This window comes from Polyangium spumosum, from assembly GCF_009649845.1.
Taxonomy (GTDB): Bacteria; Myxococcota_A; Polyangia; order Polyangiales; family Polyangiaceae; genus Polyangium; species Polyangium spumosum.
On record NZ_WJIE01000002.1, the window covers coordinates 415,621 to 428,350 of the forward strand.

Genomic DNA, 12,730 nt, shown 5'->3' on the forward strand with positions numbered 1-12,730 from the left:
CGCGCCATGGATGAGCCGATCCGGGTGCTCGTCGTCGACGACTCGGCCTTCGCGCGCAAGGTCTTGCGGGAGGTCTTGAACAAGCAGCCGGGCCTCCGGGTCGTCGACATCGCGCGGGACGGCCTCGACGCGCTCGAGAAGATCGCCGAGCACAACCCCGACGTCGTCGTGCTCGATCTGGTGATGCCGAACCTCGACGGCATTGGCGTATTGCAAGCGCTCCCGAAGGTCGGCGCGCCTGCGGTCGTGGCCGTGAGCTTCTCGGACGCGCAGAGCGAGCTCGGGCAGAAGGCGCTCGAATGCGGCGCCGTCGATCTGGTCCGGAAGCCGACCTCGCTCGCGACCGATCGGCTGTACGAGCTTTCGAATGAGCTCGTGGGCCGCGTCGTCGCGGCGGCCGAAAAACGGCGCAGCCGGGCGCCCGTGCCGAAAAAGAGCGCAGCGCCGGCGGTGCGGCCTTCGCATCGGGTGAGCCTCGTCGTCGTCGGGGCCTCCACGGGCGGCCCGCAAGCGCTCACGCGCCTCTTCACCTCCTTGCCGCGCGATTTTCCGGTGCCCGTCGTCGCTGCCCTGCACATCCCGCCGGGGTACACCGATGCGCTCGCGCGCAGGATCGACGAATCGAGCGCGCTCTCGGTCAAGGAGGCCGCGGACGACCAGGAGCTCGAGCCCGGGCAGGTGATCCTCGCGCGTGGAGGCACGCACATCCGGGTCGAGCGCAGGGCCGGGCGGCCTTATGCGCGCCGCGAGGGCGGCCCTGTCGAGGCCTTGCACCGCCCGTCGGTGGATCTCCTGTTCCGGAGCGCGGCCGAAGAGTTCGGCGCGGGCGTGCTCGGCGTGGTGCTGACGGGGATGGGCAACGACGGCCTCGCGGGCGCGCGCGCCATTCACGAGGCCGGCGGGAGGGTATTGGTCGAGGCGGAGTCGTCTTGTGTCGTTTATGGGATGCCGCGTTCTGTGCGTGACGCGGGCCTCGCGGCGGGAGAGGCGACGATCGACGAGATGGGCGAGCTCCTCGTGCGACACGTCGCCTGAGGAGCCGCCGCGAGCGCTACGGAATCAGGGACAGGTCTTGCCGGCGATGCTCGTGACTTCGCTCACGCACACGCTGTCCCACGAGGTGTTGCAGCAATAAGGATCCGCATTGCAGACGGCCGTCACGACGCCCTCCGGATCGCAGCCCTTCGTGAGCTTCGTGCCGGTCACGCACGGGCTGTGCGCGCAGGTGGAGGCCACGCACTCGTTGCTGCCGCCGATGCTGGAGACCTCGCTCACGCACTGGCTGTCCCACGCCGTGCTGCAGCAATACGGGTCGGCGGCGCAGACGGCCGCGACGACGGAGCCACACGCCGACGCGTCGAGGGCCGTGCCGGTCACGCACTTGTCATGCGCGCAATCGCCGGGCGGCGGCGGCGGCGGGGGCGGCGGCGGCGGCGGCGGCGGCGGCGCGGACGTGGCGCGATACGTGTCCCACTGGTTCTGCATGCGGGTGATCTGCCCCGGCGAGAACGTGTTCATGCAGGCGTCATCGCTGTAGTCCATGAAGTTGGTGATCGGGTCGGCGCCTCCGCCGGAGCAGGTATCGCGGCCCGTCGGGCAGCCGCTGGCCGCCGAGGCCTCGGCGGGCGTATCCGAGACCGAATCGCCGGGCGCCGCGCAGCCGCCCTGGAACGTGTGGTAGAGGCCCAGCCAGTGGCCGACCTCGTGCGTGCCGGTGTCGCCCTGGTTGTAGGGCGACGCGGTGCCGCCGGGGACCGAGGAGTAGAGCAGCACGACGCCGTCTTCGCTGGGCGTGCTGCTGTACCACGAGGGGAACGTCGCCCAGCCGAGCAGGCCGCCGCCGGGGCTCGCCGTGTAGATGTTGAGGGCGTTCGAGCCGCCCTTGCGCAGCGTGGACTTGGCGCTCGCCTCGGCCGACGAGTCCGGCGCCATCGTGTACCAGGACGAGTTCGTCGTCCGGTCGACCGCCGCGAGCTCGAACTTGAAGCCGGCGCTCGCGAAGGCGTTGTTGAGCACCGTCATCTGCGCGTCGATCTGGCTCTGCGGGATGTCGCCGTTCGAGATGCCCGTGCCCTTCCGGATCACGTGGAAGTACACGGGGATCGTGACGGGGCCCGTGAAGGCGTAGGGCGGGCGCACCACCTTGATTCGCTCGAACTCCCCTTCGACGCGCACGAGCTCGTCCGCGGGCAGGTTCTTCACGCCGCACGCGCGCCCGGGGTGCGCCGCGAGCTCGTCCGCGGGGATCGCGTCGTTCACGAGGTCGTCGTCGACGTCGGCGCGGGTGTCGTCCGGCGCCTCCACGGCGCAACCACCGCCGAGCGAAGCGGCTCCGAAGAACAGGCCCCCGAGGGCGACCAGGTGATGGACTCGTTTCATGGAAATCTCCCTTCTTCTCCAGCGAAGCGACAGGCGGGAGAACCTATCAGTCCCGTACGGTTCGACTCAACCGAAACCGCCGCGGCCACAAGCGATGCGGGGAGAGTGAAATTGCCTGACGGGGACGGACGTGCGGGAATGGCTGGAGCGCCGCGTGTCCGTGAGCCTCGTTTTGGGCGCATTTCTGGTATCGGCGGTCCTCCGACGCTTCCCGGTCGTACGTCCATTGCGCGTATCTGGACCGATTCCCATTTCTCCTTGCCGAGCACACATTCCACGCTAGCTTCCCGGTGTCTCGTCGCTGGGTGAGAGCGCGAACACCGCGCAGACGACACAGGGGCCCCTCATGGCCCTGGTCGGCCCGCCCCGAGGGGACGCGCGTTTGTCTGGGAATCGCGGCGGAAGGCGCACGACGTGCGCCGGAGTCCGCGCGGCGCAGGCAGGCGAGGGTTTCGCTCGGCATCCTCGGATGTCGAGCCCATGCATCATCACGTGAAGAAGAGGGAGACGACCATGAATACGACTAAGCTTATCTCGTTCGGCGGCATGATGGTGTTCGGCGCGCTCGTCACGGTGAGCGGTTGTAACAACCTGGAGGACGGCGGCAATGCGGCGGAGGAGGGTGACGTGGCGAGCGTCAACCTGGCCGTCAATGGCGTCTTCGACTACAACTCGATGGAGGTCATCGCGGTCCGTGACGGCGACGCGGATGCAAAGTATCCGTGCGTCAACTACGCCAAGGGGTGCTTCAACTTCCCCCCGAATTCGGGCGGCGTCCCGGAGCCCGCGGATTACGGCGCGAAGGACTTCGAAGACCTCTGCCCGACCGAAAACGTGAACAAGCCCGGGGACGAGGGGAAGAGCGGGAAGTGGAAGTTCTTCATCAGGATCTTCAACAACCTGAACTGCACTGGCGAGGAGATCACCGGGAAGAACTTCGACTGCTACGACCCCGAGAACCTCCCCACGCTCGCCGATGCGAACCAGAGCCGCTGGGAGGATCTCGACCCGGGGGAGAACGAGAACGTCTTCCTCTGCGTGTCGCAGAACGCCGAGAAGACCTTCGACCTCACCTCGTGCGCCAAGAAGGATCCTCCCGCCGGCGCCGACAGCTCGTACGCCTGCGGCTGCGAAAAGGTTGCGGGGGCGTGCAATTGCGGCTTCGACGAGACCACGCTCCCCGGGGCCTGCATCGTCGACCCGACGGAGCATTGCAGGGTGGTCTGCACCGTCGGCCCCTGATCCCGGGGCTCCGCGGGGCGAGGTGGGCGGAGGGCGCGACGGCGAGTTGTCTCGCGCCCTCGAACCACCTACCCTGTCCCGCCATGTCGGCTCGACGCTTTTCCTACCTCGCCCTCCTGGTCCTCGGGGCCGCCTCCTGCTCCCGCTCCAACAAAACCTCCGAGGAGGGCGCCGCGGCCGCCTCCGCCAGCGCCTCCGCCGCGGCGCCGCCGCCGGCCCCTTCGGTCCGGACGAGCCCTCCGGAGGTCGAGGTCTCCCACGTCGAGCTGCTCGACGCCTACGAGGCGAACGCCGCGCAGGCGGGGGCGCGATTCCAGGGCAAACACGTGCTCGTCCGCGGCAAGCTCGGCGAGGTCGTGAAGGGCGCGGGGGGGACGGTCGTCACGATGCCCAAGGAGACGAAGCCCGACGCCCCTTCCGTTCGTTGCCTCGTGCGTGAAGGCGAGGTCGCCGAGCTCGCGGCGCTGAAGGCCGACGATCCGCTCGACGTGGTGGGCAAGGTCGTGAAATTCGAGAAACACGTCGAGCTCGAGGGCTGCGTCGTGAACACGCAGATCAAGGCCTGCCGGGTCGTGGCGAAGGCGCTCGGGCGCGGCACGTGCGAGCAGGACCGCGAAGCGCTCGGCGCGCGCCTCGTGCTCGGCGCGGAGCAAGCGTCCCTCGTCTGCGGCAGCCCTGCCGGATTCGAGGCGTGGCGCGCGAAGACGGCGAGCCTGCCGCCCGAGGAGCGCGCCGGGCGCATGATCAGCGTGGATACGACCTCGTGCCACCTCACGCACGAATCGCTGAGCCCGCGGCTGGCCGTGGAATTCAGCTCGGCGCTCGCGCGCGTGCGGTGGGAGAATGGCGTGCCGACGCTGGCGCCGTGAGAATGGGGGACCTCGCGGGCGTGGTCGACGACCTCGTCCACGTGGTCGACGACCTCGTCCACGTGGTCGACGACCTCGTCCACGTGGTGGATCGATCTCGTCGGCGTGGTCGACGACCTCGTCCACGTGGTGGATCGATCTCGTCGGCGTGGTCGACGACCTCGTCCACGTGGTGGATCGATCTCGTCCACGTGGTCGACGAACTCGTCCACGTAGTGGATCGACCTCGTCCGCGTGGTCGACGATCTCGTCCACGTGGTCGACGACCTCGTCCACGTGGTGGATCGATCTCGTCGGCGTGGTCGACGACCTCGTCCACGTGGTGGATCGACCTCGTCCACGTGGTCGATGACCTCGTCCACGTGGTGGATCGACCTCGTCCTGGACGGTGACGCCGTTTCACCCCACCCCGAGCACCTTCGCCGCCATCGGGAGCAGCGGCGCGACCCCGGCCCAGGCTGCGGCGACCGAGAGGACGTCGTACGCGATCACCTCGCGGCGCGCCTGCTCGATCGCCTCGTCCGGCGCGCCCGGCGTGGTCTCGGGGGCATCGGGCGATTGCCCGTCGCGGTAGATGCCGAGGCGTGGTGCCGTCTTCGCTCCGCGGAGCCAATCGAGGTATTTGCCGGCGCGGTGGCGGCGGACCTGGAGCTCCAGGGCGAGCAGCATGCCCAGAAGACCCGCGATCATCCAGGCGCGCGGGGGGCTCACGTGTTCGTCGACCATGTTGCCTTTGAGGTGGGCGAGTTGGCCGTCAAAAAACGCGAAATGACGAGAGCCATCGTCGAGTGTGACGAAAGCACGCCCACGATACTCCCGGCGGACGGTCAAAGCGGCGCTCCGCTCGAAGAGAAACTGGCAGCTCCGTGGGCCGATGGAGACCTCGCACCGGCGCATGGAGACATTGCAGGACCGCTCGATCGCCATCCCATCCACGTGATCCCTGTAGACGTGTAGCGTCGCGGGCCATTTCCCCTCGCGATCGATCACCTCCGCGGGCTCGCCCGTCGCAGGCGGCAAGACGCCCACGACGGGGAGCGAGGAGAGATAGGTCTCCAGCGTTGGGAGGCGCCGGGCGCGGACGAAGGCAAGAAGGAGGACCACCGCGGCGAGCAGGAGCGAGGCGAGGCTCGCGGCGCGGAGCGCGCGCCCCCCCCACCCGCGACGCACGCGCAGCATCAGACTCGCAATGGCGACGCCGATCCCGCCCACGAGAGGGAAAACGAAGGGCGCGAGGGCCGCGAACCATCCATCCGGGTGGCGGAAGGGCCACGAAAAGTCCTCGAGGGCAAACGCGTCGATGCAATAGCTACAAGCACAACTGAGCGGATCGGCCGTGATACGCGCGTCCATGCCGAGCTTCGCGGCGAAATGGAGGAGAGGGGCCGCCACGAGCAGGCCGGAGGCGGCCACGATGTGCCGACCGGGATCGCGGCTCAGGAAGAGGAGGAGCACGAGCGCGGCGAGCGAGGCGGCGAAGACATGCGTCCAGACGGACAGAGAGGAGGCATAAGCCGCCGAAAGCGCGCCGCCGACCAGCGCGAGCTTCCACAAGAAAGAAGCCCCAGCGCCGGCGCTCGGCCGAGGTGGCGTGTCCTCGCGCGTCTCCTCCTCATCCATCGGCCCCTCCCCGCTCTCCTTCGACACGGCGTGCAGAATGCCCGGCCAAGCCGAGAGCCGCAAGAGGCCGCTCGCCCCCACTCCCACCTCCCCTCCCCCGTGCTACATCCGGCAGCGATGCCCCCCGCGCCCGAAGGTCCCGCCACCCTCGCCGAGGACGAGGTCCGCTCGCTCGCCCGCCTCGCCAACCTCGACCTCCCGGACGCCGAGATCCAGCGCCTCACCGGCGATCTCGGCCGCATCCTCGCGTACGTCCGGCAGCTCGAAGAGCTCGACGTCACGGGGATCGAGCCGACGCTTCATGTCGAAATCGAGAGAGCGCCGCTCCGCGCGGACGAGCCACACGAGAGCTTGCCGCACGAGATCGCGCTGCGGGAGGCGCCGCGCACGTCGATGGAGGGGTTCGCGGTGCCGGGCTTCGTGGAAGAGGATTGATCATGGACCCGACGGTGCTCGATCGTTCGATCCCGGAGCTCGCAGGCCTCGTCACACGCGGCGAGGTCTCGGCCGAGGAGGTCACCACGGCCTGCCTCGATCGCATCACGAAGCGCGACGGCGCGCTCGGGGCCTTCTTGACCGTGCAGGCCGACGAGGCGCTCGAGGCCGCCCGCGCGGTAGACCAGAAACGCGCCCGCGGTGAAGCGCTGGGGCCACTCGCCGGCGTGCCCATCGGCATCAAGGACGCCCTCTGCACGCGCGACGCGCCGACGACCGCGGGATCACGTATCCTGCTCCGGCCCGCATCGAAGGGCGAGGCGGCGGCCGATCCGCGGCGCGGCTTTCGCCCGCCGTACGACGCCACCGTGGTCGCGCGCCTGCGCGCGGCCGGCGCGGTGCTCGTCGGCAAGACGAACATGGACGAGTTCGCGATGGGCTCGTCGAACGAAAACAGCGCGTTTTTCCCGGCCCGAAACCCGTGGGATCCGACGCGCACCCCGGGCGGCTCCTCGGGCGGGAGCGCGGTCTGCGTGGCGGCCGGCCTGGCGCCGGGCGCGCTCGGGTCGGATACGGGCGGCAGCATTCGCCAGCCCGCGGCGCTCACGGGGACGGTGGGGATCAAGCCGACGTACGGGCGCGTCTCGCGGTATGGCCTCGTCGCCTTCGCGTCGAGCCTCGATCAGGTCGGGCCGTTCGCGGCGGACGTGCGCTCGGCGGCGCGGCTGCTCGGCGTCATCGCGGGCCACGATCCACACGACCAGACGAGCCTCGGCGCGCCCGTCGCGCACTACGAGGACGCCTGCGGGCGCGACGTCAAAGGGCTCCGGATCGGCGTGCCGGAGGAGTATTTCGCCAAGGGGATTGAACCAGCCGTCGAAAAGAGCGTGCGCGAGGCGCTCGCCGGGCTCGTCTCGCTCGGCTGCGAGCTCGTGCCGGTGCGTCTGCCGCATACCCGTTATGCCGTGGCCACGTATTACGTGCTCGCGACGGCCGAGGCCTCGTCGAACCTCTCGCGTTATGACGGCGTGCGCTTCGGCGCGCGCGCGGAGGGCGCGGAGGACCTCGCGGCGCTTTATGCAAGGACGCGTGGGCAGAACTTCGGCCGCGAGGTCGCGCGGCGCATCGTGCTCGGGACGTACGTGCTCTCGGCGGGGTATTACGACGCGTATTACCTGCGGGCGCAGCGGGTCCGCACGCTCATCCGGCGCGATTTCGAGGAGGTGTTCCGGCAGGTCGACGTCCTCGCGGCGCCGGTCTCGCCGACGGTCGCATTCCCGCTCGGCGAGCGGGTCGACGATCCGCTCGCGATGTACCTCGCCGACATTTACACGTTGCCCGCGAGCCTGGCCGGCGTGCCCGCGCTGAGCGTCCCGTGCGCGCCCACGCCCGCGGCGGACGGCGTCCCATCGCTTCCCGTGGGATTGCAGCTCGTGGGCCCGCCGCTCGAAGAGGCGCGCCTCTGCGCGCTCGCCGCCGCGTGGGAAGGAATCTCGCCGGCCCGCGGATCGCGGCCGAAGGTATCGGGAGCATGAACGATCCTCGTTTCGTCACCGCCGTGGCCGGTCCGGAGCATGCCGCGGGATTACGCGCGCTCTTCTCGGCGGCCTCGTCCACGTGTTTTTGCCGGTTCTGGCATTTCGACGGGACGAACAACGACTGGCTCGACCGCTGCGCGAATGCGCCCGAGGAGAACGCCGCCGCGTTTTTCGGCGGGCTCGATTCCGGGAAGGACGAGGCGAAGGGGATCGTGGCCCTCTCCGAGCAGACGCTCGTCGGCTGGCTGAAGGTCTCGCCCGCGGCCGTGATGCGCAAGGCCTACGAGCGGCGCTTCTACAAGCAACTGCCGGCATTTCAGGGGGATCGCGAGGGCGTGTTCCTGCTCGGCTGCGCGCTCGTGCATCCGGGCTTCCGCAAGCAAGGCGTGGCGAAGGCGCTCGTCGCGGGCGCCGTGGCGTACGCGAAGGACAGCTTCGGCGCGCGTGTGCTCGAGGCATTGCCGCGCCGGCCGAAGGAGCCGGTGAGCGACGAGGAGTTATGGACCGGGCCGATGGGCGCGTTCGAGGGGAACGGGTTCGTCGAGGTGGGCGGGCTGGAGCCGTATCCGGTGCTGCGGCGGGTGCTTTAGTGCGCGCGCGTCTCCTCCCCCTCCTGCCCGCCCTGCTCTTCGCGATCGGCTGCGACCGCTGCACGCCGAAGGAACAGGTCACGACGTCCGACGCGGCCCCCGTGGCCCCGGCGCCGATCCCCATCCCCACGGACGAGCTGCCGCCGCCACCCGCGCCCTGGACGTTCAAGCCCGCGCGTATCGGGCCGGGGATCCCGGGGATCGCGCTTCCCACCGGCTGCGAGACGCGCGCGCCCTTGGTCCGCGCGAAGGTCGCCCCCTCCACGCGGTTCGTCGCCGCGCCACACGCGCCGGGCACGCTCGTGGTGGCCGACGCGGACGAGGCGGAGACGCCGCCGCAGCTCAAAGGCGTCGCGGGCCTCGTCCTCGACCCGGAAGGCGAGAGCAAGGACGCGACCCGGCTGCCCTGGTTCGAGGCCGAGGCGATGCCGCGCCTCGCGCGCACCGACGCCGGCGCGTGGCTCGCGGCCTACGCCGAGCAGGGCGACGACAAGCTCACGCGTGTCCTCGTGTACCAGGGCGACCACGCGACGCCGATCGGCCAGGGCGACAGGTTCGACGCGGTCGATCTCACGTGCAGAGCCACGCAATGCGCGCTGCTCACGACGCGCCTCGGCAACGTCGCGGCCGCGGGCGCCGATCTCTGGGTGGGCGCCCCGAACGAGCCCGCCTCCGCGTGGAAGCGGACCGAGATCGTCCCGGACGCGGACGAGAGCGACGCGCGCCCCTCGTTGCTCGCGCGGGTCGAGGCAAGCGCGGGCGGCGGCGTGGTCGCGGCGCTGCTCGAAGGGCAAGAGCTCGTCTTCTGGGAGGCAAAAGCCGGCGCGGCGCGCTCGCTCGGGCGCGTACCGGCGCCCTTCGGGGTCGTGGACGCGACCGTGGTGGCCACGCAGCCGATCGCGCTCGTGTACGGGGCCGCCATCGACGACGAAGGTTGCGCCAAGGAGGGCGGCAAGCTGCGCTTCGAACGGATCGGCAAGGAGGCGGCCGAGGTGCGCGCGCACGCCCCGCCGATCTCGGGCGCGCTGCGTCCGCTCGAGCGCGGCGTGCTCGCCGCCTACCTCGCCCCGCTCGGCTGCGGGGTCACGCGGAAGGTGGCGTACGCGGTCGTCCTCGACGGCGAGGGCACGCCGATCTCGACGCCGATGCCCGTGGCAGACGCGACGCACTTCGCCGTGGCAACACGCGGGGCCGACGTGGACATGTGGATCCAGGCGGGGGACGAGGTGACGTGGGTGCGCGCGACGTGCAGGGCGCCGTGAGGTCTTCCTAGGTCTTCGTCTCCGTCTTCGTCAACAGCGCACGCGAGGCCCGATCGAGCCAGCGTCGCAGCGAACGAGCATCCGCTGGAAGGCTTCGAAGCCCTCTCTCCTCGACGAACCTCACCATCGCGGCGGTATCCTTCTCCCCCACCCCGCGCGCTGCGAGCTCTTCCTCCGGCCTGCGCATCACCTCGGAGCCTGGGATCCCAGCGACGGCGACGAGCCACGACTCCAGCTTCTCGATCGCGACCCCGCCGACGATCGCCGCTCCCTCGCCCGACAGCTCGGCGATCGCGCGCTCGATGTCCTCGTCGCGGTGAGCGAACTTCGGCTTGTCGCGGTCCCGCGTGAACACGAAGACGTCGCAGCCGCGTTTCTTCGCGTGGTGGAAGGCGCGCCGAACGTTGAGCTCCTCGCCTTTGCCGCCGATCCCGACCTGAAGCTTCGGGGTCTTCTTCCAGAGGATCGCGTCCACGACCTTCCACCCGTCGGGGCAGACCTGCCGCAGCAAAGCTTCGACCACGCCGGGCTCCGGATCGTCGCCTCGAAACACGACATCGACGGCGAATCCTCCGAGCTCGTTTTTGCCTTCGCCTGCCAGGATGACGCGGATCACGGCTCGGTGCCCTGGAGGAGCGGCGCCTCGTCCTCCCCGTTGGCGTACGCGATCCAGAGCTCGCCGAGGGCGTAGACCTTGAAGCGCTCCTCGAAGTCGGGGGTGTCCTGGATGCGCTTGACCCGCGTCCCCTCCGTGGCGGTGCGCGTCACGACGGAGACCTCCTCGGGACGGAGCTCGTTGACGACGAGCGGGCTGTGCGTCGCCATCACCACCTGCGTCCCCGACTCCTCCACGATGGCGCGGAGGATACGGACGACCTCCGCGATACGCGCCGGATGAAGGCCGTTTTCCGGCTCTTCCACGAGGAGGAGGGAGACAGGGTCGAGGTGACGGAGGGCCGCAAACGCGAGGTAGTAGAGGAGCCCCTCGCTGAACCGTTTGCTTTCGATACGCGCGCCGCCAATGAGCTCGGCTTCCAGGGTGACCTCGCTGGAGGTGACGGCCTTGACGCGCAGGTTCTTGATGGTGGGGAAATGCTTGCGAACGTCGGCGACGATGGCGGCGAAAGCGTCGTCGTTGCGGTTGCGGATGGCGAAGAAGATGCCCGCGAGTCCGTGACCACGGTCGTCGAGGAAGTCGATCGACCCCGTTTCGGGGATCAAACCACTCGGCTTGCGGAGCGCGTCGGGGTCGAGGCGAACGAGGCGTGCGCCGTGAAGCTCGTCGACGAGGGCCGGCGTCGGCTGATGCGGGGTGCGCTGCAAGGGCGCCCGAACCTGGAACTCGTGTGCATCAACCATGCACGCGAGCACGCCGTCGGACGCCGCGTAGGCATCAAACGCGGCAAGCGCCTCCTCGTGGTCACGGAATGAACGTCGCCGTGCGAACTGCACCAGGGTCCAAAGCCCATGCAGGATGGTGCTCTTCCCGCTGTCGTTCGGCCCGATGAAGGCATGCAGCGGCGTCAGCGTCGCCTCGACGTCGAGCAAGCAGCCGAAATTCTTGGCGCGGAAGGTCTGGATCATCGCGTCCCCGGAGCCCCTTCTACACCTGCCCAGGCGGATCGTCACCTCGGGGCGGCCCGGGAAGTCCTGGGCGAACCCTGAAAACGCGGGAGTTGCGCTCGGCCCGCGAGCGGGTAGTGTCGAGTCCGCGCTGCATGGCAGATCCGATCGACACTACGAACAACGAGCCTCGCGAGCCGGTGATCCCGCCGGCGAGGGGCTCGCGGAGCCGCTCGGGGCGCGTCGTCGCGCTCACGGGCGCGGCGTGTTTCCTCGGCCGAAACCTCGTGGGCTTGCTGGAGGAAGATCCAGCGACGACGCGGATCGTCACGATCGACGTGAAGTCGCCCGACACGGCCGGCGCGAAGACGCGGCACTTCGAGGTGGACCTCACGAACCCGAGCTCGGAGGATCGCGTCGCCGAGATCCTCGCGTCGGAGGACGTCGACACGCTCGTGCACCTCTGCTTCCTCTCGTCGCCGACACACGCGACGGGCTGGGCGCACGAGCTCGAGTCCGTGGGCACGATGCACCTGCTCAACGCCGCGCGGCAGGTGCGGCTGCGCAAGCTCGTGCAGTGGAGCCAGACGATGCTCTACGGCGCGCACCCCACGAACCCGAACTTCCTCACGGAGCGGCACGTGTTACGCGCCGATCTGGACGAGCCTTATTTCGCGGACAAGATCGCCGCCGAGCGCGAGCTCAACGCCTTCGCCGCGAAGTCGAAGGGCACGGTCGTCACGGTCCTGCGCACGGCGCCGATCGTCGGGCCGACGGTGCAGAACTGGGTCACGCGGTACCTCGGCATGCGCGTCGTGCCCACGCTGCTCGGCTTCGATCCGCTCTTGCAGTTCGTGCACGAGGTCGACGCGCTCGCGGCCTTCAAGCTCGCGCTCGATCGGGATCATCCGGGCACGTTCAACATCACCTCCGAGGGCGTGTTGCCGCTCTCGACGGTGCTGCGCCTGGCCGGCCGCTCGTCGATGCCGCTGCCGCACACGCTCGCGAGCTCGCTCGTCGGCGCGCTCTGGCTCACGCAGGCCTCGGCCTTCCCGCCGAGCTTCTTGCGCTACCTGCGTTACGTGTGTGTCGCCGACGGCGACAAGGCGGCGCGCGTGATGGGCTTCCGGCCGGCCTACACGACACGCGAGGCGCTGCTCGACTACCTCGCCGCGCAGCGCCTGCGCGACGCGAACCTGCTGCAGGAGAGCCCTGCCTAGGCGGGCGGTGTT

General features: G+C 69.7%; 13 protein-coding genes. 9 read left to right on the forward strand and 4 right to left on the reverse strand.

From position 1 onward, the window contains the following. The first annotated feature begins 6 nt into the window (after positions 1-6). A complete protein-coding gene (gene cheB / locus GF068_RS07680) occupies positions 7-1,035 on the forward strand; it encodes a chemotaxis-specific protein-glutamate methyltransferase CheB (RefSeq protein ID WP_153818670.1) in 1,029 nt (342 codons plus the stop codon). Between the two features lie 24 nt (positions 1,036-1,059). Here cheB and GF068_RS46150 read toward each other — a convergent pair whose 3' ends face one another. Continuing rightward, a complete protein-coding gene (locus GF068_RS46150) occupies positions 1,060-2,379 on the reverse strand; it encodes a zinc metalloprotease (RefSeq protein WP_153818671.1) in 1,320 nt (439 codons plus the stop codon). A 513-nt stretch (positions 2,380-2,892) separates the two neighbouring features. Between GF068_RS46150 and GF068_RS07690 the strand changes: the two genes are divergently transcribed. From GF068_RS07690 to GF068_RS07700, 3 genes are all read left to right on the forward strand, one after another. Continuing rightward, a complete protein-coding gene (locus GF068_RS07690; protein WP_153818672.1) occupies positions 2,893-3,621 on the forward strand; it encodes a hypothetical protein in 729 nt (242 codons plus the stop codon). A gap of 83 nt (positions 3,622-3,704) precedes the next feature. Continuing rightward, a complete protein-coding gene (locus GF068_RS07695; protein WP_153818673.1) occupies positions 3,705-4,490 on the forward strand; it encodes an OB-fold protein in 786 nt (261 codons plus the stop codon). Next, complete coding sequence (locus tag GF068_RS07700) at positions 4,487-4,882, forward strand: hypothetical protein (protein ID WP_153818674.1); 396 nt, start codon at positions 4,487-4,489, stop codon at positions 4,880-4,882. The genes GF068_RS07695 and GF068_RS07700 overlap by 4 nt, the downstream gene beginning before the upstream one ends. Before the next feature lie 7 nt (positions 4,883-4,889). Here the strand turns inward: GF068_RS07700 and GF068_RS07705 are convergent, their stop codons facing one another. After that, entirely contained in the window at positions 4,890-6,191 is a 1,302-nt protein-coding gene (locus GF068_RS07705; RefSeq protein WP_153818675.1) for a hypothetical protein, read from the reverse strand. A gap of 36 nt (positions 6,192-6,227) precedes the next feature. Between GF068_RS07705 and gatC the strand changes: the two genes are divergently transcribed. Genes gatC through GF068_RS07725 form a run of 4 tightly spaced genes read left to right on the forward strand, consistent with a single transcriptional unit; the run spans position 6,228 to position 9,935 of the window. Then, positions 6,228-6,545, forward strand: a complete 318-nt coding sequence (gatC, locus tag GF068_RS07710) for an Asp-tRNA(Asn)/Glu-tRNA(Gln) amidotransferase subunit GatC (RefSeq protein WP_153818676.1) — start codon at positions 6,228-6,230, stop codon at positions 6,543-6,545. Between the two features lie 2 nt (positions 6,546-6,547). After that, positions 6,548-8,080 carry an Asp-tRNA(Asn)/Glu-tRNA(Gln) amidotransferase subunit GatA gene (gatA, locus tag GF068_RS07715; RefSeq protein ID WP_153818677.1) on the forward strand — a complete coding sequence of 511 codons (1,533 nt, stop codon included), beginning with the start codon at positions 6,548-6,550 and terminating at the stop codon, positions 8,078-8,080. Next, complete coding sequence (locus GF068_RS07720; RefSeq protein WP_153818678.1) at positions 8,077-8,673, forward strand: GNAT family N-acetyltransferase; 597 nt, start codon at positions 8,077-8,079, stop codon at positions 8,671-8,673. Before gatA ends, GF068_RS07720 begins: the two co-directional genes overlap by 4 nt. Then, positions 8,673-9,935, forward strand: coding sequence for a hypothetical protein (locus GF068_RS07725; protein ID WP_153818679.1), 1,263 nt, complete (start codon positions 8,673-8,675; stop codon positions 9,933-9,935). Before GF068_RS07720 ends, GF068_RS07725 begins: the two co-directional genes overlap by 1 nt. Before the next feature lie 7 nt (positions 9,936-9,942). Here the strand turns inward: GF068_RS07725 and GF068_RS07730 are convergent, their stop codons facing one another. Next, positions 9,943-10,551 carry a hypothetical protein gene (locus GF068_RS07730; RefSeq protein WP_153818680.1) on the reverse strand — a complete coding sequence of 203 codons (609 nt, stop codon included), beginning with the start codon at positions 10,549-10,551 and terminating at the stop codon, positions 9,943-9,945. Beyond that, the gene (locus tag GF068_RS07735) at positions 10,548-11,519 is read right to left on the reverse strand and encodes an AAA family ATPase (RefSeq protein ID WP_153818681.1); all 972 of its coding nucleotides are present in this window, start codon (positions 11,517-11,519) and stop codon (positions 10,548-10,550) included. Before GF068_RS07735 ends, GF068_RS07730 begins: the two co-directional genes overlap by 4 nt. A 134-nt stretch (positions 11,520-11,653) precedes the next feature. Here GF068_RS07735 and GF068_RS07740 point away from each other — a divergent pair, with 134 nt between their 5' ends. After that, complete coding sequence (locus GF068_RS07740; RefSeq protein ID WP_153818682.1) at positions 11,654-12,718, forward strand: NAD-dependent epimerase/dehydratase family protein; 1,065 nt, start codon at positions 11,654-11,656, stop codon at positions 12,716-12,718. Positions 12,719-12,730: the final 12 nt, after the last annotated feature.

Excerpts from the sequence above, each read along its gene's own strand:
- GF068_RS07720 (WP_153818678.1), top strand. The coding sequence starts at position 8,077 with ATGAACGATCCTCGTTTCGTCACCGCCGTGGCCGGTCCGGAGCATGCC.
- GF068_RS07695 (WP_153818673.1), top strand. The coding sequence starts at position 3,705 with ATGTCGGCTCGACGCTTTTCCTACCTCGCCCTCCTGGTCCTCGGGGCC.
- gatA (WP_153818677.1), top strand. The coding sequence starts at position 6,548 with ATGGACCCGACGGTGCTCGATCGTTCGATCCCGGAGCTCGCAGGCCTC.
- GF068_RS07690 (WP_153818672.1), top strand. The coding sequence starts at position 2,893 with ATGAATACGACTAAGCTTATCTCGTTCGGCGGCATGATGGTGTTCGGC.
- GF068_RS46150 (WP_153818671.1), bottom strand. The coding sequence starts at position 2,379 with ATGAAACGAGTCCATCACCTGGTCGCCCTCGGGGGCCTGTTCTTCGGA.
- cheB (WP_153818670.1), top strand. The coding sequence starts at position 7 with ATGGATGAGCCGATCCGGGTGCTCGTCGTCGACGACTCGGCCTTCGCG.
- gatC (WP_153818676.1), top strand. The coding sequence starts at position 6,228 with ATGCCCCCCGCGCCCGAAGGTCCCGCCACCCTCGCCGAGGACGAGGTC.
- GF068_RS07740 (WP_153818682.1), top strand. The coding sequence starts at position 11,654 with ATGGCAGATCCGATCGACACTACGAACAACGAGCCTCGCGAGCCGGTG.
- GF068_RS07735 (WP_153818681.1), bottom strand. The coding sequence starts at position 11,519 with ATGATCCAGACCTTCCGCGCCAAGAATTTCGGCTGCTTGCTCGACGTC.